Source organism: Levilinea saccharolytica, from assembly GCF_001306035.1.
In the GTDB taxonomy this organism is placed as follows: Bacteria; Chloroflexota; Anaerolineae; order Anaerolineales; family Anaerolineaceae; genus Levilinea; species Levilinea saccharolytica.
Window position 1 is genome coordinate 18,879 of sequence record NZ_LGCM01000033.1, and the last position, 23,266, is coordinate 42,144.

Here is a 23,266-nt window from a genome sequence, read left to right on the forward strand (position 1 = left end):
TGCTATGGCTTACGCGCAAGCAATTTTTACCAACGCAGCCATCTACATCATCGCCACCATGGGTCTGGCCATCTTCACCGGCTACACTGGCCTGTTCTCCCTGGGCCATGCGGCCTTCATGGCCATCGGTGGCTACACGGCGGCCATTCTGACCTATTTCTTCAAGGTGCCGCTGCTCCCTGCCCTCATCGCCGGGGTGATCCTCTCCGTCCTGGTGTCTGTCATTATCGGCTACCCCACCTTGCGGGTGAAACTGCGCTCCGACTACTTCGCCATTGCCACCCTCGGCTTCGGCGAGGCCGTCAAAGTCCTTCTGGAGAACCTGGAAATCACCCAGGGCGCGCGCGGTCTCCCCGGCATCACCAAACTGGCTGATCCCTTCAACACCTTCCTGTTCATGATCCTAACCATCTGGCTGTGCCGCAACTTTCTCCACAGCAATTACGGCCGTAAGATCATCGCCATCGGTCAGGATCCCGTCGCCGCCGAAATGATCGGCATCCGCCTGCTGCCCAACCAGATGCTCTCCCTGGCCATCAGCGCCGGTTTCGCGGGCCTCTCCGGCGGCCTCCTCGCCCATTACATCACCTTCATCCAGCCCGCCATCTTCAACATGGATCTTTCCAGCCTCATCACGGCGGGCGTGGTCTGCGGCGGCATGGGCAGCCTCACCGGTCCCTTCGTGGCGGTGGCCCTCTTCATCGTCATCCCTGAGCTGTTCCGCGGGCTGGCCCTCTGGCGTCTGGTGATGTACGGCGCGCTGCTGGTGGTCATCATCAACTTCCGCCCCAAAGGCCTCTTTGGTTACGAAGAAATCAACCTCAACAACGCTCCTAAGCTCTTCACCATCATCGGTATCACCGTCGGCCTCACCGTGGCCGCCAGCATCTACAACGAATATGCCAGCTACTGGGGGCGCTTCCCGTCTGTCCTGGCGGCACTGGCTGCTGCCGTGGCCATCTCTTTCATCGTGTCCTACGCAGGCCGCTGGCTTTCCTCGGCGCTCAAACCGTTCTCAGCCAAATTCAGCAAGTCAATGAGTGCGTTCTACGCTCGCTACGTGGCTGCCTTCCAAAAAGCCTTCACCCCCACCCGCCGCCTCGAGGTTCAGCTCAACGCTCTCAAAGAACGTCTGGCCGTCGTTCGCTTGGATCACTCCCAGCCGGTACTAAAAATTGAGCACCTCTCGAAAAAATTTGGCGGCGTGGTCGCTGTCAACGATCTCAGTTTTGAAGTGCGCCCGGGTGAAATCCTCGGCCTCATCGGCCCCAACGGCTCCGGAAAAACCACCGTCTTCAACCTCATCTCCGGCGTCTACCCCATCGACAGCGGCGATATTCTCTTCGAAAAGAAGAACCTGGTCGGTCAGCCCCCCACCGCCATCGTCCTCTCGGGCATCTCGCGCACCTTCCAGAACATCCGCCTGTTCGGCTCCATGACCGTTCTGGAAAACGTCCAGACCGCCCTGCACACCGCCAGCAACTACTCCCTGCTGGAAGCCTTCATCCAATGGCCCTGGTCGGTCAACCCAATGGAACAGCGCCAGCGTGAACAGGCACTGGAGCTGCTAAAATTAGTAGATCTGGAAGAGTACGCCGACCGCGTGGCCAAAACCCTGCCCTACGGCCTGCAGCGAAAACTGGAAATCGCCCGCGCCCTGGCCCTCAACCCGCGCCTCCTGCTGCTGGATGAACCCGCCGCGGGCATGAACCCCAAAGAATCGCTGGAGCTTGTGGACCTCATCGCCCGCATCCACAAGCTGCGCAACCTCACCATCATCCTCATCGAGCACCACATGGATGTGGTCATGAACATTTGCGAACGTATCGTGGTCATCAACTTCGGCAGCAAGATCGCAGAAGGCACCCCGCAAGAAATTCAATGCAACCCTGCCGTCCTCGAAGCGTATTTGGGCGACAAGGTGGAGGTGGAAGAATATGCTCCTCTCTGTTGAGAACCTGAACGTCTTTTACGGTGAGGCTGTCCACGCCCTGCGGGATGTCTCCTTCCAGGTGGATCAAGGCGAAATCGTCTCCGTCATCGGGGCTAACGGCGCCGGAAAAAGCACCCTCATGTGGACCCTCATCGGCCTGCTGCGCCCCAAATCGGGTAAGATCACCTTTGGCGGGAAGACCATGAACGCCGTGCCCCACCAGGCGGTTCAAGGCGGCATGGCCCTGGTGCCAGAGCGCCGCCGCCTCTTTCCCAACCTCACCGTGCGCGAGAATTTGAGCCTGGGCGCCTACCTGCGCCACGACCGGGCCAAAATCGCCGAGGATGAGGCCTACGTGTTCTCCCTCTTCCCCATCCTCAAAGAGCGCCTCGGCCAATACGCCGGAACCCTCTCCGGCGGCCAGCAGCAGATGGTGGCCATCGCCCGCGGGCTGATGTCGCGCCCCAAACTGCTGCTCCTGGATGAACCCTCTCTGGGCCTGGCTCCCGTGCTGGTCAACCAGATGTTTGACTCCATCCAGCAAATCGCCCGCCAGGGAACCACCATCCTGCTGGTGGAACAAAACGCCCTGCAATCGCTCAAGATCGCCAACCGCGCTTATGTGCTGGAAGTTGGCCACATCGTCCGCGAAGGTACGGGGCAAGAGCTGCTGCGCGATCCATCCGTCCAGGCCGCCTATTTGGGCGTCCGCCAGAATAAAGAAGAAGTGCTGCAAAACGCGTCTGCTCCTCCGGCGGCGTAGTGTTGGAAAGCTGGCGGGGTATCGCAGCCCCGCCAGCAAATTTGCCTAATTTTGGTATTTTTTGAGGTACTTTCTGCAAAGTGGCTTGACAAACCTTTGAACCGGTCTTACAATAGGTGCATATCATATACGATATATGATATAACGGAAGGATGACATGAACAATAACCCACTTTCCCCCGTTGCATCACCCACCTCTCTGGAAAAGATGGCCTATGAAGCGATTAAACAAGCCATCCTTTCCTTTCAATTTAAACCGGGTGAAAGCCTGGTGGAAAATGACCTCGCCCGGCAGCTCAATATCAGCAAAACCCCGGTTCGAGACGCCCTTTCGCGCCTGGAAAAAGAAGGCTTCATCGTCAAAATCCCCTACAAAGGCTATTACATCGCGGAAATTTCCCACCAATCCGTGATCGAAATCTTTGAAATCCGCGCCGTCCTCGAAGGCCTTGCCATCCGCCTGGCCGCCAAAAACTGCACCGACCAGGACGTTCAAACTGCCAGCGAACTGATCGAGAAGCATGCCCAGGCCGCCCGGGCCGGCAACATCGTCGAAGCCTCGCGCCTTAACCGCCAGTTCCACGACCTGCTCATTGACCGCTCTGGCAACGAACGCCTAATGCAGATTTTGGGCAATTTAGAGGATCATCTCGTCCGCTACCGCACCCTCTCCAATTTTCAAAGCGGCCGCCTGGAGAAATCGGTCAGCGAACATAATGAGATCCTGCACGCCATCGTCACGCACGATTTGGACGCCGCCGAAAGCGCCGCCCGTGAGCATATCCTCAGCGTTTCCGCCGATCTCGCCCCCCAGGATTTCCAAGAGTTGGTCGAACGCATCAAACTTCAGCAAGAACCGTAAACCCACGGACACCCAAGGAGAAAGGTATCATATGGCTAAGAAATTTCAATTCCGCTATCAAATGTACAAGCATCTGCAGGCCAACCAGGCCGGTATCTATGCTGAATGCCGCCAGGCCGCCGAGGAAGTCGGCATCACCGGCGAATGGAAGGGCAATGTAGGTCTCACCGGCGCGGTTTCGGGCTGCCACGGTCTGCTCGGCCGCAAAGTGGAAGACGCCATGAACGACGTCGCCCGCAAGGTGCTTCCCAGCGCCGTGCTGGATGAGCGTCTGCGCGACGTGGTTAAAGCCTATTACGGTGACGAATACGACGCCGTTCTGGTTAACACCTGCGAAGCCGGCCTCAACACCGCTTTCGACGTTCTGTGCATGCCCCCCACCCTGGGCCGTGGTGAGCCCTACCGCGCCCGCTACCTGGCCCCCTACGAACGCCACACCCACCATCAGGCTGCCTACGGCCGCCCCTTCCCGCCCAAGTACAAAGAGGTCAACGCCGAGCGCGGTGAAGCTGCGGGCGAGTACGGTGTGCAGGGCAAACGCGCCTTCAATCTGGATACCGTCTATGTTCGCCCCGTCGGCGCGGAATATCCCTGCCACGGTATCAAGAACAACCCCATCATCCACCTCAGCAATGTGGACGGCGGCAAGACGGTTGATCTCTTCGACACCATCGCCATGCGCCACATCGATACCCTCGCCGGTTTGGTGTGCGTCGGTTATGACACCCCCGGCTACGGCTACGGCGACCAGGATGCTGAAGGCACCCCCGTCCTGCAGAAGGGCCTCGGCGACCTGGCCCTCAAGTATGACATCCCCTTCATTGTGGACAATGCCTGGGGCGTTCCATTCATCGGCACCGACATCCGCAAGATCGGCTGCGACGTCATCATCTACTCGATGGACAAGGCCTCCGGCGCGCCCACCTGCGGTCTGATCATCGGTAAAGAAGAACCCATGGTGCTCATGCGCCGCGCCCTGGGAGTCCACGGCGCTCGTTACGGCACGCTCTCTTCACACGGCAAAGCCGCTTACGTCGGTTTTGACCCCGGCAAAGAAGCCCTCGCGGGAGCCATCGCCGCCATGCAGATCCTCAAGGAAACCCCCGAAATCGCCCTGCAGGCCACTCAGGACCTCTACCGCATCTGCCTGGAAGAGTTCGAACTCCTGCCCGCCTCCCTCAAACCCGGTTGGAATATCTGCATGTCCAAGAACTCCCTGGCGGTCGAATTAAATTACTTCGACACCTGGAAACACAACGAAGCCGGTATCCCCGTCTTCTCCATCGAAGATATGTACGCCGGTTCTCACGTCCTTCAGAACGCCATGTCCCAGATGGGCATGGTCCCCACCATCGCCTACGACGCGAATATCTTTGTGTCCAACGGCATCGGCAACCTGGACGAAGAAGGCCGCCTGATGGAAAAACCCACCCGCATGTCCATCCGCGCCATGTTCAAAGCCATCGAGATCATCAGCCGCTACGCGGGTCTCCTCGACTAATTTCTGGTTCGGTCCCCCTGTCTACAGAGACGCCCCTCCGGGGGCGTCTCTCACACTACCCACTCACCCGCCGCACACCTCGCGCACACCCACCCCAAGAAAGGAGCGCCTCATGCCCAAAGCCCTGGATCAGGTTGTGGACGCCTTGGATATTGAGACTTATCTGTATTGCAAAAGTGAAGAAGAAGCCAAGGAATTGGCCGAAGCGCTCGCCGCAGAAATGAATCTGCCGCATCCCGATATCGTGTTTTTAGAGCACCGCGGCTGGGGCGCGCGTGTGCGCATCCGTACCTATGTGCACCGCCCCGGCGACCATTACCGCTGGCTGGAAGAAGCGGGAGGCCAGGCATGAAAACCGTACTCCTCGCCCCACTCGACCCCGTGCACGACAACGCTGTCAAGCTGCTCAAACGCAGGCTGGACGAAGCCGGCTATCAGGCCCTCACCATGCCCCCCGGCACCACCGTGGAAGAAGTGGTGGAAAAGGCTCTCGCCGTTCATCCCGCCGCCATTCTGGTCAGCCGCACCCTCGGCTATAAGGTCGCCGAAACGCTCGGCCAATTGGTGGACCTGGCCGAAGCCTCCGGCCTGCGTGAAACCACCCGCCTGGGCGTGGGCGGCATGGCCATCACCAAAGAAACCGGCGCCGAGCTGGGCTTTGACGGCACTTTTGTCGGCGCTTTGAATATTAAAGAAGTGATTGCCTTCATCGAAGGCCGCCAGGGTGTGCTGGAAGAAGATCACAGCGCCCAGGTGCAGCGTCCCAAACCCGATGTCGTTGCCGGGCATACCTACGCCTGGAAAGACCGCAAAATCGAAGCCCTGCTGGATACCATCACCGACCAGATTTTGGACTGGACGAAAGGCAAAACCAGCGACGGCATCCAGCGCGCCCTCATCCGCACCGAAATGCTGGAGGCCGGGGTGGCCCACCGCGCATCCCCCCAATCTCCAGTCCGCCAGCGCCTCTTAGAAAAATACCTCTCCTTCTGCGATGCAGAAATCCAGGCCGCCTATCAGGAGGGTAAACTTCCCTCAGGCGTCCGGCCTTTGGATCAAGCCGAAATTGACCGTCTGCCTGAACGCCTGGCTGGAGGACATTTTGAATTCCAGCCCCTCCGCCATGTGGGCGACAAGCCCCTCTTCTTCGCCCAATACGGAACCGGCTGCCCGGTGATGGACGTGGTCCACATCAAAACCACCGAAGCCTGGGGCGCAGACGGCGTGCTGCATTTCGACCCCTCCTGGGGCGCCCAGCGCGAAGGCCTGCTGCAAGGTCATCTCACCCATGAACACGACGGCACCATCCTGACCCTGGAAAACTTGAGCTTCATCCGTCAGCACATGGAAGCCCCCACCCTGTGGAACGTGCGCGGCCACCGCGGTCTCAACACCCCCGAAACCCAGGTGCTGGCCCATGCCGCGGGTGCTGACCTGCTGAAAATCAACATCCCTTACGGCGGCACCGCCGGCGGCACAGACCCCGAACGCCTCACCGTGGATGGTGTTTTCGCCCTGCGGCTGGCCGCCCAATACGGCCTGCCCTTTGACATCCCCGGCAACGACGAACTCAGCGGCGTTCCGCCCCACAAGACCTTCGCCGGCCTGCTCATCATGATGATGCTCGGCCTCAAGCTGGGCGCGCGCCCCATTCCCAAGCCCCTGCTGTGCTACTCGCCCCACATGACCATCTACGGCCACATGGATGACAACATGGTGGATATGAACGTGGCCAAGCTGGCCGTCTGGCAGGAGATCGTGGATACCCCTGTCTGGCCGGGAGAGCCCGTCGGCTTCATGACCCACACCCCCGACCGTGTACAGTCCGCCGTCACCACCGCCAACCACGCTGCTCTGGCTGCCAGCATGGGCGTGTCGGCCATGACCTTCGCCTCCTCCGATGAGGCCTATTCCAAAGGCCCCATCTCCGTTCCCGCCCGCGTAGACACCCTGCGGGCTGTGCGCGAGAGTCTGCGCTTCCTCGGCAGTGCCCACTTCCAGCCCACCCCCGCCGCCCAGCGCATGCAGGCCCAGCTCCACCTGGGCATCACCGCCGTCTTGGAAAAAATCGCCCAGCGCGGAGATTTCGTCGCATCCATCTACGAAGGACTGCTCGGCGACCAGGAAGACGGCCTCTACCCCGGCCGCACAGGCCGCGGAACCGTCCGCGCCGAATAACCCGTACGCTCGAAAGGCCAGCCGTGCAGACCATCAGTTTTGCAGGCACCGCAAAAAACACCGGCAAAACCACCACCGCCCTTCACATGGTGGAGCGCTGCCACGCGCGCGGTCTGCGGCTGGCCCTTACCAGCATCGGCTATGACGGTGAAATCAAAGACAACGTCACCGGCCTGCCCAAACCGCGTTACGTGCTTCAGCCCGGCGATTGGGTAGCCACTGCCGAAAAATGCCTCAAAACTGGTACAGCCGGCTACCACATCCATCACACATCCTCCATTTACACCGTCCTGGGCCGCATCGTTTTCGTGGAAATCACCTCCCCGGGTCTGGTGGTTTTGGCGGGCCCCAACCGCCGCACAGATTTGGAACAGGTCTTAGCAGATTTTCGCCGCATCGGGGTGGACTGGGTGCTGGTGGACGGCGCCCTCAACCGCCTGGCCCCCATGATCTGCACCGGCGGGCTGGTGCTCTCCACCGGCGCAGCCTTCACCGAAGATATCCCCACCCTGGCCGAACATGCCCGCGCCCTGTGCGCCATGTTCCAATTTCCCCTCTCGTCCCTGCCGCCCACAGCGGCCGTTACCCTATCCCTCCCCAACAGCGACCAGGAAATAAAGCTGGACAGCGGCTCTTTGCTGAGCCAAGCCGCCTTTCAAGCGCTGGAGGCCGCCGCAGAAGCCGCCCCACCCCAGCACGTACGCATCCCCGACGCCTGCCATCCAGCCTGCTTGCTGGACCTTCTCACCCGCAAGCCCGCCTTATGCCAGGCGCAATGGGTGTTTGGCAGCCCCCTCAAGCTGCTTGCCTCCGGCGACCCGCGCCTTTGGGAAGCAGTTTGGGCGCGCCTCCAGCATCCCCCGCAGTATTTCGAAACTCTGCCCCTGCGCTGCCTCACCCTCAACCCCTTTTACCCCTCGTACCACGCTGCCACATGGAGCTACAGCGAGAAATTCCTGGATGCTAACGCCTTGCTAACTGCGGTCCGCGCCCAGGTGACGGCCGTCCCCGTGCTTAACCTGCGCCAGCCGCCCATCCCCGACCTACTCGACCTGCTGACCCCCTCGTGCACCCCCTCCTAAGGAGTTCCCATGCCCGATCCCTATGCCAATCAGTTATTCAGCACCTCCGGCACACCCTGTGTCGAAAAAACCCCCGTCACCGGTGTGATCAACTGCACCCTCCACGCCCGTTCCGAACGCCGCGGTTTGGAATTGGCCGCTTTTCCTTCGCGCGCCCTGCTGAAAAATGAAATCCACGAGCTGATCCTCACCGCCGAAGAGTGTGGCCCCGGCAAAACCGTCAATCAAATTGCCTACCTGGGATTTTTTGAAATCCAGCAAGGCGGCATCCTGTGGGTCGGCGACCGCGTAACCCTCAACGGTGAAACCATCGGCGTGCTCGCGGGTTACGATCTCACCCACTTCCCCAACCATTTCAATATCGTCATCAAAGCCCCGGCCCCGCTGAAAACGGGTCTCGAATCCGGCGTTCACCCCGGCGATACCGTGGCTTTCATATTTGAGAAACCCGAATCCCAATCCTGAGGAGCCACTACCGTGGAATCAAAAATCAAAGTTACCGTAATGGGCTGCGGCCATGTGGGGCAGTATTCCGCCCGCGCAACCCAGCTTGCCCCCGATATGGAGCTGACCGGCATCATCGAAATGGGCTGCCGGCTGGATGAGATCCGCTGCATGTTCAGCGGTATCCCTGTGGTGGAATCCGTTGAAGAACTCCCCGAAAAACCGGATGTCGTCATCCTTGGCGTTCCCTCCCGCACTGTCATCGAAACTGCCCCCAAACTGCTGGCAGCCGGAATCCGCACCGTGGACGCTTTCGACATGCACGGCGATCCCTTCCTGAATCTGCGCGAGACCCTCGGCCCCATCGCCCGTGAAAACGGCTCCGCCGCCATCATGGGCGCGGGCGTAGACCCCGGTGTCAGCACCATCATCCGCTCCATCTTCGAGATGTGGGCTCCCACCGGTCTGACGTATGTCACCTACGGCCCTGGCATGAGTATGGGCCACACCGTCGCCGCCAAATCCTATGCGGGCGTGCGCAACGCCCTCTCCATCACCCGCCCCGGCGACCCTGGCTGCCATAAGCGCGACCTCTATCTAGAAATTGCCCCCGGCTTTGAGTTTGAAGAAGTCAAAGGCCGCGTGTTAGCCGACCCTTATTTCAACCATGATGATGTGCGCGTCTTCCAGGTGGAAGATGTCAATCCGCTGATTGATATGGGCCACGCCATCCAGATTCACCGCAAAGGCGGCGCCTCTGGCATTGACAACCAGCTCCTCAGCTTTGAAACCACCTTCCACAACCCCGCCTCCACCGCCCAGGTCATGGTTTCGGCCGCCCGCGCCGTCACCCGCCTGCAGCCCGGCGCCTACACGATGATGGAAGTTCCCCCCTTAATGTACCTGCTCGAAGGCGAGCGGCTGCTCAAGCGCTTGTTCTAACCCTTAAACCCAGCCGTCAAAAAAAGGCTGTCCGAAACCACCCGGACAGCCTTTTCGCGTTTCTAGCAGGTCTATTCAGCGTCTTCTTCACCAGGTTTGCCTTGCAGGGTCACCGTGTGAAATTCAACTGGCCGCTCCGTCTCATCGTAGCCGCTGATCACAATGATCAGTGTAGCCACATTCGGCCCATTATTTCGCCAGCGGTGGGTCATCTGCGCGGCAAAGATCAAGGTATCGCCAGCCGAAAGCGTGTACACATCCTGCCCCACCTCGTATTCCACCGTGCCCCGCAAGCAAAACACAAATTCGTGCCCCCCGTGCACAATTCCAAATGATCCGCTGCTGCCGCCCGTCTCCAGCGTCAATGCAAAAGCCTCCATGCGGCCCGCAAAGTTTTCGCTGCCCAGCCCTTCCCACAAACCCCGCAGGAACGGCAGCCGCGAACGCTGCGAGGCCCTGCAGTACACCACCGGCTGACGTTGTGATTCGATGCGGAAGAAGGCGGTGATGGGCACTTCCAACGCCCCTGCCAGCTTGTTCAGCGTGCTCACCGAAGGAGAAGTCAGGCCCCGTTCAATCATGCTCAACGCGTTGGCTGAAAGTCCGCTCAAACGAGCCAGCTCGCGCATGGAGATCTTGCGCTCTTCCCGCAGCCTGCGCAGCTGCATTCCCACGTCCACCGATGCTGCCTCTCGATCCATTAATTCCATCCTCAGCCTCCATTTCGCCGCGCACCGCGCAGCCGGTTACAACCATCCTCTTAGCCGGTAAACCCACATACCGATATATTCCTTCAGCGAGTTCGTCGTTAATCCCAGATCGCTCGCATTGGGCATGAGGTAAATCAAACGGTTCGCAATCGAGCCGTTATGCAGGTCGTCCCACCCTTTCTGGGTCACCTTAAAATCCACCGGCGCCGGGGTCACCTGCATACCCTGCTTTTCAAACAGCGCCAGCGCCCGCGGCATGTGCGACGCCGAGGTCACCAAAAGAATACGCTGCACGCCCATCTCTTTCAGCATTTCGCAGGAATACAGCGCGTCTTCGTAGGTATTTTGCGAGCGTCCTTGCAGCAAAAGCCGCTCCTCCGGCACACCCAAAAGGTCCAACAGCGCGCCCATATCCGCCGCCGGATTACTGGTCTGGCCTGTCATCCAGGTGGTTCCCCCGCTGATGAGGATCCGTTCCGCCTTGCCCTGCTGGTACAGATACGCCGCGTAAACAATCCGATCCCCCGCCCCGTTCAGCTCCACCATCGGCCTGGGCGGTTCCGGCGGTTCGGTGCCCCCACCCAACAGCACAATCACCTCGGCGTTTGGCATTTCCGCAGGCGGTAAATGTTTCCACTCCAGGTTTTTTGTCAGACTGTAAGACACCCAGCGGTTGCCGCCCAAGAACAGCACCGCCAGCGCACCAATCAGCACAGCTCGCTGCCAGCCAGGGTGTTTTCGCAGGAGCAAAGCCGCCGCCACCAACAAAACCACCAGCCCCAGCGGGTATACAAAAGGCGGTAAAAATTTCGAAAGAAAAACAAACATGGCATCCTTCTTGAATTCACCAGTTCAGAGCTTAAATTCTAACACATCCCCCAAGGCATTTCTGAGCGCGGAAAAAACCCAGCCCGTCCGTCAAAGAACCTTAAATTTTTCACCAAACTGTTCCCCTTGCCCTTTTCGCTTGTGCGCACAATCTGGTATAATACCTTTGTTCATGCGGGTGTAGTTCAGTGGTAGAACGCTTGCTTCCCAAGCAAGATATCGTGGGTTCGAATCCCATCACCCGCTCAAACATCTCCCCCAGAACGGATTGCCCTTTCCATCGGAAGGTGGCAGTCTGTTTTTTTAATTTGCGCTTTACAGATTTGTTATTTTAGCCCATATTCGGAATGATTATGGGGCGATTATGTTAAAATGCAAATTAGAAGGATTATACTCATGCCCAAACCTATCACCATTCTCTATGTTGAAGATAATTTTGAAAACCGCATGTTGGTGCGGCGGCTGCTGACGGTTGAAGGGTACGAGATTGTCGAAGCAGAGAACGCTCACAAAGCCCTGGCAATCATCCCTTCCATCGAGCCGGATTTAATCCTCATGGATATGAACATGCCAGATATTGACGGCTACACGTTGACCGCCCAGCTCAAGGAAATTCCCAAGCTGGCCGCCGTGCCCATTATTGCCATCACCGCCAACGTCATGCGCGGCGATCGCGAAAAAACCATGCAGGCGGGCTGCGACGGCTATATCGAAAAACCCATTAATGTGGATAAGTTCACCGAACAGGTAGAACGATTCTTGCACGGTGTTAAGTAGGCTGGAACCGAGATAAGGGTACAAACAACCAATGTCTGAAAACGAAACCCCTTCCGACGCTCTGCGGCAAAATCGAAAACCCATCAATCTCAAAGAGATCACGGTTCTCGTCGTTGAGGACAATGTATCCAACTTTGTCCTGATTGCGCGCCTCTTAGGCTTCCTCGGCATCCACTGCGAATGGAAGACTTCGGGCTACGAAGTCGTGGAGTATGCCGACACCCTCCCCCGCGTGGATCTCATCCTCATGGACATCCGCCTACCCTACGAAGACGGCTACGGCGCACACGCGAAAATTCGCCAATCCGGCCGCTTCAAAGATGTCCCTGTCATTGCCGTCACCGCCGAAGCCAGTATTGAACAGATTAATAAAGCCCGCAAAGCCGGGTTTGACGGCTTCATCGGTAAACCCCTTGATCCGGATCGTTTTCCGGATCAGATTAAACGCATTTTGTCTGGCGAACCCGTTTGGGAAATGGGCTAAGGAGAGCTTGGTATGGCCTTTTTGCAGAGACTGCTGGAAAAAAAACCTAAACCCGCTCCATCCACCACGGACAAGCAATTTCGGGGCAGTCTCGCCCGCAATGTAATTTTCCTGCTCGTTCTCCTGTCCATCATCCCGCTGCTTATCACCGGTACAGCCACCGTGCTGCGCTCGCGCGAACTGGTTCGTAATCAAACCAGCACCCAGCTCGAATCCATCGTCAAAAATCAAGCCACGCAGTTGGCTCAAGTGGCCGCCACCAGCACCAACGTGATCGCTGAGCTGGGCACGCGCGAATCTTTTATCGCCAATCTGCGCGAACTGGCCGAAGATCCCACCAGCGAATCCAAACAGTTCCCCGTCCTTTTCCAACTCCTGCGTTACCAAAACTCCACCATCGGCGATACCTATGCCAACGTGGATCACCTTTTTGTCCTGCTCCCCGACGGCTCTCTTGTCGCCTCCACCAACGACGCCTGGAAAAACCTGAACGTCGCCACCGCCGCCGATTTGATGCGCCTGGTGGGTCGGAACGACACCCTCGCCCTCTACAACCCCGCCCCGCTCTATTTTAACCGCCTGGTCATCTTCAGCACCCTCACCGTTTTCGACGATCAGAAAAACCCCCTGGCCACTGTCGTTTGCTCCTCGCTCTCCAACCAGCCCAAAGGCGTGCTCATCTCTGCTGGCTCCTTCTTCCCCTCCGCCAATGCCTACATGATCACCGAAAACCGCTCCATGCTGGGCATCAACCCCACCGGTGAAGAACTCATCCAGCTGCAAATTTCACCCGCCTACGAACAGGAAGTTAATAATCTTCTGGGGCAAAACCGCGACGGCCGCCTGGGCAGCTATGTTTCCCTCGGCGGCATCCCTGTTTTTGCCTACACAAAGTGGATCCCAGAGCTTCAGCTCGCCCTCACTCTCGAAGTCCCTGAGCGCGTCGTTTACGCTCAAACCAACCTGCTCACCCCCACCAACATCATCCTCTTTGGGCTGACCTTGCTGGTCGCTGGCGTTATCGCTTCCATCGTTTCTGCGCAAATCGTCCGCCCCATCCTCGACCTGGTGAGCCGCGCCCGCAGTTTCTCAGCAGGCAACTGGGATCAACGCGCGCGCGTCACCCGCCGCGACGAAATCGGCCTTTTGGCTCACTCCTTCAACGGCATGGTTGAGCAGCTCAGTGATCTTTACCGCTCGCTGGAACAAAAAGTGGAGCAGCGCACCCAACAGGTGCGTATGGCTTCCGAAGTGGCCCAAATGGCCACCTCTTCCTTTGTTCGCGATGAAATCGTGGCCCGCACGGTGAATCTGGTCATTGAACGCTTTGATTATCTCTACGCTTCCATTTTCCTGATTGACGATACCGGTACGGTGGCTTCAATGGAAGCGGAAGACTGCCGCGTCGATCCTTACAACAAATACACTGGCCTGCGCCTGCGCCTCGGTTCCGACTCTCTGGTGGGCTGGGTGGCTGCCAACAATCAGGCGCGCGTGATCCAGGACGTGTCCAACGATAGCTATCCCCAACAGGTTCTGCAGGAATTAGCTCGTTCCGAAGCCGCCCTGCCCATCAGCATCGGCAATCAGGTGTTGGGCGTGCTCGAAGTGCAGTCCGACCAACCCGAAGCCTTCGACCCGGATGTCGTTCCCGTCCTGCAAACCCTTGCCAACCAGATCGCCTCTGGTCTCCAGAACATCCGCCTGCTCGAATCCACCCAGATTAACCTGCAAGAGACCTCCCTCCTCTACCGCACCAGCCGTCAGATCACCCAGGCTCAGGGTCCCGAAGAGGCCACAGAACTGCTGATTTCCATTTTGCAGGAAATCCCCTACGTCTCCGGCGTCTATTCGGTAGAAGAAGACCACCTGCGCATCATTCACATCCACGATCCTAAAGACCGCATGGCGCGCTCCACCGCCCAGGGCATCACCCTTCCGCTTCAACACCTCGCCTCTCAACTTACCAACCGATCCATGGTGCTTTTGGACGATCTCAGCCAGCGCACCGAGCTGCAAAGCCTGATTTCGTTCTTCGCCCGCCGCGGCTGCGTGGCCGCCGCCATCTTCCCCATCCATGTCAACGGCGTCCTCTCTAAAGTCATCGTGCTCAGTACGCGCGAGGCGCGCCAAATTTCTGAAACCGCCTTGCAGCCCTTCGCCAACCTCATCGAAGTCACCTCCACCACCCTGGGCCGCTTTGGCATCCTCAGCAGCCTCGAAACCAAGGTCAACGAGCTGCAAATCCTTTCAGAAGCCTCCCGCGGCCTGTCCAATGAAATTGACCGTTCCCGCCTCTTCGAGCAGATGCACGCAGCGGTTCGAGAAATTGTCGGCGGTGATGTCAGTTTCTACGTTGCCACCTACAACGCCGAACAGCAGACCATCGAGATCCCATACCTGTATGACAACACCGAGGTCAGCAGCATCCCCCCCTTCCCCCTGGGTGAAGGCATCACCTCAGTGGTCATCAAGAGTTTGCAGCCCTTGCTTCTCAACCGCGACACCGAACGACAGGCCCAGGCCCTGGGCGCAAAACTCGTCGGCAAAACCCCCAAATCCTGGCTGGGTATCCCCCTCATCGTTGCCAACCAGGCGGTCGGCGCTCTGGTGGTTCAGGATATGCAGACCGAAGAGCGCTTCACCGAAGACCATCTGCGCCTCTTCAACACCCTGGCCCCCCAAATGGCCACCGCCATGCGCAACGCTGACCTGCTCGACCAGATGAGCAAAGCCCTGCACGACTATGATCAGGAACGCTTCCTGCTCAACACCCTGCTCAAAAACCTGCCGGATCTCATCTACTTCAAAGATGCCGCGGGGCAATTCATCCGTGTCAGCGATTCCTTTGCCAAACGCTTCGGTTACGACAAGCCTGAATCTTTGGTCGGTATGACCGATTTCGATCTCCTCGGTCAGGATATCGGTTCCAAGATTTTCCAGGAAGAAATGGAAATCATCCGCCTCAACGAGCCTCAGTTAGGCAAAGTGGAGCAGGAAATCAGTTTTGGCAAGAGTCCTCGCTGGCGCATGGTCAACCGCATTCCCATGCTCACCGAAAGCGGCGACGCCACCGGGCTGCTGGGCATCACCCACGACATCACCGACTTGAAGCAGGCTCAGGAGCTGGCCCAAAAGAACGCCCGCCAGCTGCGCATTGCTGCCGAAGTTGCCCGCGACACCTCCAGCACCCTCTCCACGCGCGACCTCATGCAGAAATCGGTCAACCTCATCCGCGACCGTTTCGGTTTCTACCACGCCTCCATTTTCCTCTTGGATCCCCTGGGTGAATATGCCGTTTTGCAGGAATCCACGGGTTTGGCGGGCGAGCGCCTGAAAGAGGCCAAACACCGCCTGGCGGTTGGTTCGCGCTCCATCGTAGGTCAGGCTACCCAGGCCGGCGAACCGATGGTGATCAATAATGTGCATGTGGATCCTAACTACTTCCCCAACCCGCTCCTCCCCGAAACCAGCGCCGAACTGGTCATCCCCCTCAAATCTGCCGGGCGGGTTATCGGCGCCATTGATGTACAGTCCACCCAGGTAGACGCCTTCTTGCCCGAAGACATCAGCATTCTTGAGATCATGGCCGACCAGCTCGCCATCGCGGTGATCAACGCCCAGCTCTACGACCAGGCGCAAGATACTCTGGCCCGCCACCGCCTGCTGCACAAAATCACTGCTGAATCTGCCACCACCACCTCCGTGCAGGAAGCCCTGGTGGCCACCGCCCGCAGCCTTCAGACCAATAATCCCGACGACCGCATCGCCATTTACCTCTACAACGAAAACCGCTCCATCCTGGAGCTGCGCGCCACAGCCGGGTACAAAGAGGCTGCGCCGCTCCCGCCCAGTATTCGTATGGGAGAAGGTGTTATCGGCCGAGTGGGCGAAACCCGCACCCCGCGTCTTCTTCACGATGTACGCTCTGAAGACAACTATCTGGTGATTGACGAAACCACGCGTTCTGAACTGGCCGTTCCCATCATCTACCGCGGCAACCTTATGGGGGTACTTAACATCGAAAATCCCCAAATCGCCGCCTATGACGAGACAGATCAAGAAATTTTCAACACGCTGGGAACTAACCTCGGTACCATTCTCTACAACTCGCACTTGATCGAAGAAATTCGCCAGCAGGTCGAGCGTCAGCGTGTCATTTACGAAACCACCACCCGCATCCGCCGTGCGGTGGATATCCAAAATATTCTGGAAACCACTGCCACTGAAGTGGCCCGTGCCCTGGGCGCGCGCCGCTCGCAAATTGCCATCACCGCCGGAACCCTCACTGAATCCCCCGCCGAGCCTACACCGCCCAACGGTAAGAAAAACGGCAAGGAGGCACAGTCATGAGCTTCTTCCGACCTTTCTTCCCCAACCGCGTTCCACTGCCGCTGCGAGGTAAGTCCGAAAGTTGGATTATCCGCGAGCGCATCTTCCAGACCATTCTGCTGGGCGGTCTGGGGGTATCCACCATCACCACCTCCACAGTGCTGCTGTCCGGCGTCAATGTGGCCAATTCTGGGCTGTTCATATTCTCGGTGATCTACCAGGTCAGCTCGATCATCCTCGTCCTCACCCGCCGCCAGTCCTACATTCTGCGCTCCGGCTTGTTTATGGTTCTGATCTATGCCCTGGGGCTCTACAGTCTGATGGCCAACGGTCTTTCCGGCATCGGTCTCCTCGTCCTGCTTGCCCTCATCTCACTATCGGCTGTATTAGCCGGGCCAAGAACCGGCTTAGCCTTCTTTGTGATCTCCCTGTTCACGGTGTATTTGGCAGCCTCTTCACATACGGGATCCAGCGACCTGCTGCAAATCGCCACACGCTATTACGACTCCAAAGCCACCGCCGATTGGCTGTCCATCGGTGCGTTCTTTACCGTCATGTCGGTGATGATTGTCATTTCACTGGGTATGCTTCTAGGCAGCATGCAGCGGGCGATGGACTTACGTATTAAAATGGCTGAACAGGTGGAAATGGAACGTGCCGGCCTGGAGCAGCGTGTCAAAGAACGCACCTCCGAATTGGAACGCCGCCTGGTTCAAATCCGCACTGCCGCAGAAATTTCCCGCGTTATCAGCTCGATTTTGGACAGCCAATCCCTCTTCCAGCAAGTGGCCGATATCATCCAGCAGCGCACCGGCCTTTACTATGTGGGTATCTTCATCGTGGATGAAGCCGGTCAATATGCAGTTCTGCGCGCTGGCAGCGGTGAAGCCGGTCAAAGAATGGTGGCCGAAGGTCACCGCCTGGTCGTCGGCGGTAACTCCATGATCGGGTGGGCCACAGCCAACCGCCAGGCTCGTATCGCCCTGGACGTGGGTGTGGAAGCCGTCCGCTTCAACAATCCTCACCTGCCGGAAACCCACTCCGAAGTCGCCATTCCCATCCTGGGCCGGTACAAGACTCTGGGCGCACTATCCATTCAATCCAAAGAATCGAACGCCTTTGACGAAGGCGACATCGTCATCCTGCAAGGTATTGCTGACTCTCTGGCCATCGCCATCGAAAATACGCGCCTCTTCCAACAAAGCCAGCTAGACCTGGAAGAGATCCGCTCCCTCAACCGCCAGTATCTGGAACAGGCCTGGTCCGAGGTGCTCGTCAGCTCTGGCCAGTTGCAGTACAGCTATGAAAACCCCAGCCTGGCGGCGCGCTCCGGTGAGGTTCACCCCCACCAGTTCCCCATCCTCCTCCGCGATCAGGCTATTGGTGAGCTGATCCTGGAAACACCTCTGGAAAACCTTTCTTCTGAAGACCGTGAGATGGTCGAAACCATCCTGGCTCAAACCGCTCTCACCCTCGAAAGCGCCCGTCTTCTGGCAGAAACCCAGCGCAAAGCCGCCCAGGAGGAAAAGATTAACGAATTCACAACCCTCTTTACCCGCGCGCTCAATATCGAAGAAATTCTAAAGACCGCCGTCCAAGAAATCGGCCAGCTGCCAACAGTGGCCGAAGCCTCGGTGTATCTCGCCCCCAGCGGCATGGACTTGATCGCCTCAGAAAATCAACCCAAGCATAACGGCCATAACCAGGAGGCCAACCAATGAGCATGGGCTTCCTCCAAAACACCAATCCGGCCCACACACCCGCCGGAGTTGACCCCCAAAACACCCTCATGGTCTTCCGTGAGCGCGTCTTGCAGAGCATCTTGCTGGGGATGGTCGTTGTTGGTACTGTCGCTTATGTCGGTGCCATGTCCGCTATCATCCAACGCCAAATTTGGGCTGCGGTCATCATTTACACACTGTGCTACATCACCCTGATCACCCTGGCTTTTTGGCGCAGCCTGAATTATTACCTGCGTGCCGTCTTATTCCTCGTCGTGCTGTCCGTGTTGGCCTTCACCAGCCTGACACAGTTCGGCATGAGCGGTATCGGCCGACTTCTGCTCCTCCCCATCCCCGTGTTAGGCGCACTTACCCTGGGAATCACCGGCGGTATCCTCACCACCCTGCTCGCCAGTCTAGGCCATTTCATCATCGGCGTCCTCATGGTGAACGGCAACATCCCCGCCCCCTCCATCCAAATTCAAGCCAACGCCGCGCGTATCAGTGATTGGAACACCTCCTCATTGATCTTTCTGTTGGTCGCTGCGCTCATGATCTTCGGGCTAAACCTGCTGTTCGGCAACCTCGACCGCTCCATGAAAGAGCAAGCCCGCCTGGCTAAAGATCTGGCGGAGGAGCGCGACACCCTTGATCAACGCGTAGATGAACGCACCAACCAAATACGCCGTCGCGAGGCTGAATTGTTTGCAGCCTCCCGCCTCGCCCATGAAATCGCCACATCAGAAAACCTCGACGATCTCCTGGATAAATCCGCGGATATGATCCGCGACACCTTCGGCTTCTACCACGCCGGTATTTTCCTCCTCGATGAGAAAAAGGAATACGCCGTCCTGCGCTCCGCCACCGGTGAAGCTGGGCGCATCATGCTCGCCCGCAACCACCGCCTGAAAGTGGGTGAAGTCGGTATCGTCGGTTACGTGGTCAGCCGCGGCGAGCCGCGCATCACCATGGATGTATTGCAAGACTCCTTCCACTTCAAGAACCCCATCCTCCCCGAAACCCGCGCGGAAATGGCCATTCCCATGCGCATGGGCAGCGAAATCATGGGTGCGCTGGACGTTCAAAGCACCCAACCCAACGCCTTCACCACCGATGATATCCGCATGTTCCAAACCATTGCAGACCAGTTAGCCATCGCCATTGACAAGGCCCGCCTGGTTCAAAAACTGCAAGCATCCATCGAAGAAATGGAAAAAAGCTACCGCCAAACCACCCGTCAGGGCTGGCAGTCTTACGTGCGCGCCTCTCGCCGTCACTATTCCTTCCGCTACAACCAGCAAGCCTTAGAAGCAGGTGTGCTGGAAACTCCCGAAGTTCACGAGGCTCGCCGGCAGAATCAATTGGTGGTTAAAACCATCCCTGCTGAACAGCCCGACCAAAACCCAGTCTCGGTCATCGCTGTACCCATTAAACTACGCCAGGAAGTCATCGGCGTGCTCGATATCCGCGTCCAGGCTGAAACCGTTTCTAAAGAATTATTGGAGCTGCTGGAAGTCACCTCCAACCGTTTGGCGCTGGCCCTAGAAAACGCCCGCCTGGTCGAGACGGTTCAAATCCGCGTGGACCGCGAACGCCTCGTATCCGAAATTTCCAACCGTGTGCGCGCCTCCACCGATGTGGACGGCATCCTGCGTACCACGGCGGCTGAACTGGGCCGCCGCCTGGGCGTTTCAGAAGTTGTCGTCCAGCTCCGTTCCGATGAACAATAGAATGCTGCCCAATGACCGTTATTTTGGAGAGTTCTTATGATGACTGCGCAAGCGAATAATCCCGATCAGCCTAAAAACCCAATGGTCGGTTTGCAGAACGCTGCCGGGCGTGCGCTGAACTTAATGACCATCTCAGTTGTGATCGGCCTCATCTATTTGGCCGGGGCAGCCCTCTTCCTCTCGCGCGCTTTTCAACTGACCGGTACCAACAGCGTCGAACAACCCATTTACTACGCCCTCGGCTTCGTCTTCAGCATAGTGGTAATCATTTGCGGTGTCGCCGCCACCAATTTCTTCATCCGCTCGGTCACCCGCCGCGCCATGCTGCTGGCTGTAGCCGTGCAGCTCAGTCTGGTTATGTTCTCTATCCGCGTCGCCGATCTGGGCGTTCCCATCGCTATCATCGCCCTCATCTTCACCACGGTTTTAGGTTTTGCCACCCTCCGCCGCGAACAAAGCGACCTCATGACCAATCTTGGCATCTTCAGTGCCGTACTCATGGCTCTGATCAACATTCTGGCACCCCTCAATCAGGTGGAAATTCGGGAGCTCAAGGTTTTTGTGCCCACCATTTTGGGCATCCAGGTCATGATCTACATCGTCCTCATGGCTATGGAACTGGTCTCCGCCACCTTGCGCATCAAAACCACCAGCGCCTTCCTGGCCATCACTCTGGTTCCGGTGGCGCTCCTGGCGGTCATCCAATCCAACTTTACCCAGCGCGCGTTGCGCACCCAAAACAACGAAGGTTTGGTGCTGGCCGCCGTTCAGGCAAGCAACGTCATTGAAGAATTCATCAAGACCAATCGCTACAACACCAGTCTGGACGCATCCCTACCCATCGTAACCGAATTCGTAGAAGCGGATCCTTACGAACGACAAGAGGCTGAGCTTCAGCAAGAGCTTGAATACGCGCTTTCCATTCTCACCCGTTCGCGCCAGCAAAATTACTTGAACTCCTATGCCATCCTGGATAAAAACGGCCGGAATATTTACGACACGAATAAGTTCCAACAGGTGCAGAACGAAAGCTCTCAGGAGTTTTTCGTCTCGCCTCTCATCAGCGGCCGCCCCTACGTTTCCCCGATCTTTTTTGACGATGACGATAATCCGTATATCGTCTTCAGCGCACCCATCTTCAACCGCGATCGCGAGGTCATCGGCGTGCTGCGTGTGCGCTACATGGCCATTGCCTTCCAACGCTCACTGGAAAACTACAAAGGCCTCTTTGGCCGCCGCTCCTACCCCATCCTGCTGGATGAAAACTTCGTCCGCGTGGCGGATGTCAGCAACCCCGGCCTCATCTACCGCCCCATCGAACCGATCAGCGCCGCCAACATGCTCATCCTGCAGTCCACCCGGCGCACACCAGCCAACGCCCTCAGCGACGATGAAACTGTCACACCCTACATCCCGGAGATGGCCAAAGCCCTGCGCAGCAGCGCTCCCAACCCGTACTTCACCTTCTCCGACCCAGGCACCACCGGCCAGATTCTCACCGCCGGAACCGCAGTTCGCCTGAGCAGCACCAAATGGTATCTGGTCTATATCCAGCGCCTCGACCTGCTCGCACAGTTGTTCGAAGAGCAAAATCGGGTTTCCTTGCTGGTGGCCACCCTCATTGCTGGTATGGTCAGCATCGTCGCCAGCCAGATCTCGCGCATCCTCTCCAGCCCCATTATCAACCTGACGGCCACTGCCGAGCGCATTGCTGGCGGTGATCTGGAAGCCGAAGCCGCTGTGGAATCGGGCGATGAAACCGGCGCCCTGGCCTTGGCTTTCAACCAGATGACCGCACAGGTACGCACGCTGATTAACGAGTTGGAAGACCGCGTGAAAGCCCGTACCCAGGAATTGGCCGCCCAAAATGAAACTCTGGTGCTTCGCTCTCAGCAGCTCCAAACCGTTTCCGAAGTGGCCCGCGGTATCACTTCCACCCGCGAATTGGAACGCCTGCTCACTCAGGTGACCGAGCTGATCAGCGAGCGCTTCAATTTCTATCATGTCGGCGTCTTCCTGATTGACGAACAGGGTGAATTCGCCGTCCTGCGCGCCGCCAACTCTGAAGGCGGCCAGCGCATGTTGGCCCGCCAGCACAAACTGCGCGTCGGCGCCGTCGGTATCGTCGGCTACACCACCGGTTACGGCGTACCCCGCATTGCCACCGATGTCGGTCAAGACGCCGTGTTCTTCAACAACCCCGACCTGCCCCTCACCCGCTCCGAAATGGCCTTGCCGCTCAAGGTGGGCGATCAAATCATCGGCGCGATGGACGTACAGTCCACGGAAGCCAACGCCTTTACCGCAGAAGATATCGAACTCTTCTCCGTTTTGGCCGACCAGGTCGCCATCGCCATCTTGAACAACCAGCTTTACGAAGAAACCAACCGCGCCCTGGAAGAATCCCAGGCCCTCCACCGAAATTATCTGCGCATGGAGTGGACGCGCGAAGGCATGCAGCGCCGCATCAACTCTTACGCCTATACGCAAAAAGGCGTCGAACCGCGGCCTGTGGTGCTCACACCCTCTATCGAAAAAGCCCTCACCACCGGCGAAACCCAGGTGCAAACCCAAGAGGAATCCACCCTCACCATCCCCATCTCCCTGCGCGGTGAACCCATCGGCGTCATCCACCTTCAGGAGCAATCCAACGCCCAGCGCGATTGGACCGAGGAAGACATCACCACCGTCCAATCCGTCGCCGATCAAATTGCCCAGACCCTGGAAAACGCCCGTCTGTTCGAACAAACCATGCGCCGCGCGGAACGCGAACGCAAGGTGCTCGAAATCACCAGCAAGATCCGCTCCACCAACGATATCCAAACCATGATCCAGATTGCTGCCCATGAATTGCAGCAAACCCTCAACGCCAGTCAAACGCAGGTCATCCTGCAAGCTGCCCCCTCAACCCCAGCCCAGGAACCCAACGGCGGCAACGGCCGTTCCGGCAACGGGCACCAGCCGGACGGCGTGGATTAA

The 23,266-nt window shown here is 58.1% G+C and carries 17 protein-coding genes and 1 tRNA gene; 16 read left to right on the forward strand and 2 right to left on the reverse strand.

Annotated features, from left to right (window positions below):
- Nucleotides 1-4: 4 nt before the first annotated feature.
- The 9 genes from ADN01_RS08830 to ADN01_RS08870 all read left to right on the forward strand — a co-directional run bounded on the left by ADN01_RS08830 (nt 5) and on the right by ADN01_RS08870 (nt 9,705).
- The gene (locus tag ADN01_RS08830; protein WP_062418235.1) at nt 5-1,954 is read left to right on the forward strand and encodes a branched-chain amino acid ABC transporter ATP-binding protein/permease; all 1,950 of its coding nucleotides are present in this window, start codon (nt 5-7) and stop codon (nt 1,952-1,954) included.
- The gene (locus tag ADN01_RS08835) at nt 1,938-2,696 is read left to right on the forward strand and encodes an ABC transporter ATP-binding protein (protein WP_062418234.1); all 759 of its coding nucleotides are present in this window, start codon (nt 1,938-1,940) and stop codon (nt 2,694-2,696) included. Before ADN01_RS08830 ends, ADN01_RS08835 begins: the two co-directional genes overlap by 17 nt.
- A 157-nt stretch (nt 2,697-2,853) precedes the next feature.
- Nucleotides 2,854-3,558, forward strand: a complete 705-nt coding sequence (locus ADN01_RS08840; protein WP_075071084.1) for a GntR family transcriptional regulator — start codon at nt 2,854-2,856, stop codon at nt 3,556-3,558.
- Nucleotides 3,559-3,589: 31 nt separating this feature from the next.
- Complete coding sequence (locus ADN01_RS08845) at nt 3,590-5,059, forward strand: aminotransferase class V-fold PLP-dependent enzyme (protein ID WP_062418232.1); 1,470 nt, start codon at nt 3,590-3,592, stop codon at nt 5,057-5,059.
- Between the two features lie 112 nt (nt 5,060-5,171).
- On the forward strand, nt 5,172-5,411 hold the full coding sequence (locus ADN01_RS08850) for a hypothetical protein (RefSeq protein WP_062418231.1): 240 nt from the start codon (nt 5,172-5,174) through the stop codon (nt 5,409-5,411).
- Nucleotides 5,408-7,237: a hypothetical protein gene (locus ADN01_RS08855; RefSeq protein WP_062418230.1), complete on the forward strand. Its 1,830-nt coding sequence runs from the start codon at nt 5,408-5,410 to the stop codon at nt 7,235-7,237. The genes ADN01_RS08850 and ADN01_RS08855 overlap by 4 nt, the downstream gene beginning before the upstream one ends.
- A gap of 23 nt (nt 7,238-7,260) precedes the next feature.
- Entirely contained in the window at nt 7,261-8,319 is a 1,059-nt protein-coding gene (locus ADN01_RS08860; RefSeq protein WP_062418229.1) for a hypothetical protein, read from the forward strand.
- A gap of 9 nt (nt 8,320-8,328) precedes the next feature.
- Entirely contained in the window at nt 8,329-8,784 is a 456-nt protein-coding gene (locus ADN01_RS08865; RefSeq protein WP_062418228.1) for a DUF6917 domain-containing protein, read from the forward strand.
- Nucleotides 8,785-8,796: 12 nt separating this feature from the next.
- Nucleotides 8,797-9,705: a diaminopimelate dehydrogenase gene (locus tag ADN01_RS08870; protein ID WP_147239035.1), complete on the forward strand. Its 909-nt coding sequence runs from the start codon at nt 8,797-8,799 to the stop codon at nt 9,703-9,705.
- A 71-nt stretch (nt 9,706-9,776) separates the two neighbouring features.
- On the opposite strand, the gene ADN01_RS08875 is transcribed toward ADN01_RS08870, so the two are convergent.
- Nucleotides 9,777-10,415, reverse strand: coding sequence for a helix-turn-helix domain-containing protein (locus ADN01_RS08875; RefSeq protein WP_062418226.1), 639 nt, complete (start codon nt 10,413-10,415; stop codon nt 9,777-9,779).
- Nucleotides 10,416-10,451: 36 nt separating this feature from the next.
- Nucleotides 10,452-11,243 carry a YdcF family protein gene (locus ADN01_RS08880; protein ID WP_062418225.1) on the reverse strand — a complete coding sequence of 264 codons (792 nt, stop codon included), beginning with the start codon at nt 11,241-11,243 and terminating at the stop codon, nt 10,452-10,454.
- Nucleotides 11,244-11,417: 174 nt separating this feature from the next.
- Here ADN01_RS08880 and ADN01_RS08885 point away from each other — a divergent pair.
- From ADN01_RS08885 to ADN01_RS08915, 7 genes are all read left to right on the forward strand, one after another.
- Nucleotides 11,418-11,489, forward strand: a tRNA-Gly gene (locus ADN01_RS08885).
- Between the two features lie 150 nt (nt 11,490-11,639).
- On the forward strand, nt 11,640-12,020 hold the full coding sequence (locus ADN01_RS08890) for a response regulator (protein ID WP_062418224.1): 381 nt from the start codon (nt 11,640-11,642) through the stop codon (nt 12,018-12,020).
- Nucleotides 12,021-12,051: 31 nt separating this feature from the next.
- Complete coding sequence (locus ADN01_RS08895) at nt 12,052-12,504, forward strand: response regulator (RefSeq protein ID WP_062418223.1); 453 nt, start codon at nt 12,052-12,054, stop codon at nt 12,502-12,504.
- Between the two features lie 12 nt (nt 12,505-12,516).
- Nucleotides 12,517-16,857 carry a GAF domain-containing protein gene (locus ADN01_RS08900; protein WP_062418222.1) on the forward strand — a complete coding sequence of 1,447 codons (4,341 nt, stop codon included), beginning with the start codon at nt 12,517-12,519 and terminating at the stop codon, nt 16,855-16,857.
- Nucleotides 16,854-18,557 (forward strand): GAF domain-containing protein, encoded by a 1,704-nt coding sequence (locus tag ADN01_RS08905; protein WP_062418221.1) that lies wholly within the window; start codon nt 16,854-16,856, stop codon nt 18,555-18,557. Before ADN01_RS08900 ends, ADN01_RS08905 begins: the two co-directional genes overlap by 4 nt.
- On the forward strand, nt 18,554-20,287 hold the full coding sequence (locus tag ADN01_RS08910; protein WP_062418220.1) for a GAF domain-containing protein: 1,734 nt from the start codon (nt 18,554-18,556) through the stop codon (nt 20,285-20,287). The genes ADN01_RS08905 and ADN01_RS08910 overlap by 4 nt, the downstream gene beginning before the upstream one ends.
- A gap of 36 nt (nt 20,288-20,323) precedes the next feature.
- Complete coding sequence (locus ADN01_RS08915) at nt 20,324-23,266, forward strand: GAF domain-containing protein (protein ID WP_062418219.1); 2,943 nt, start codon at nt 20,324-20,326, stop codon at nt 23,264-23,266.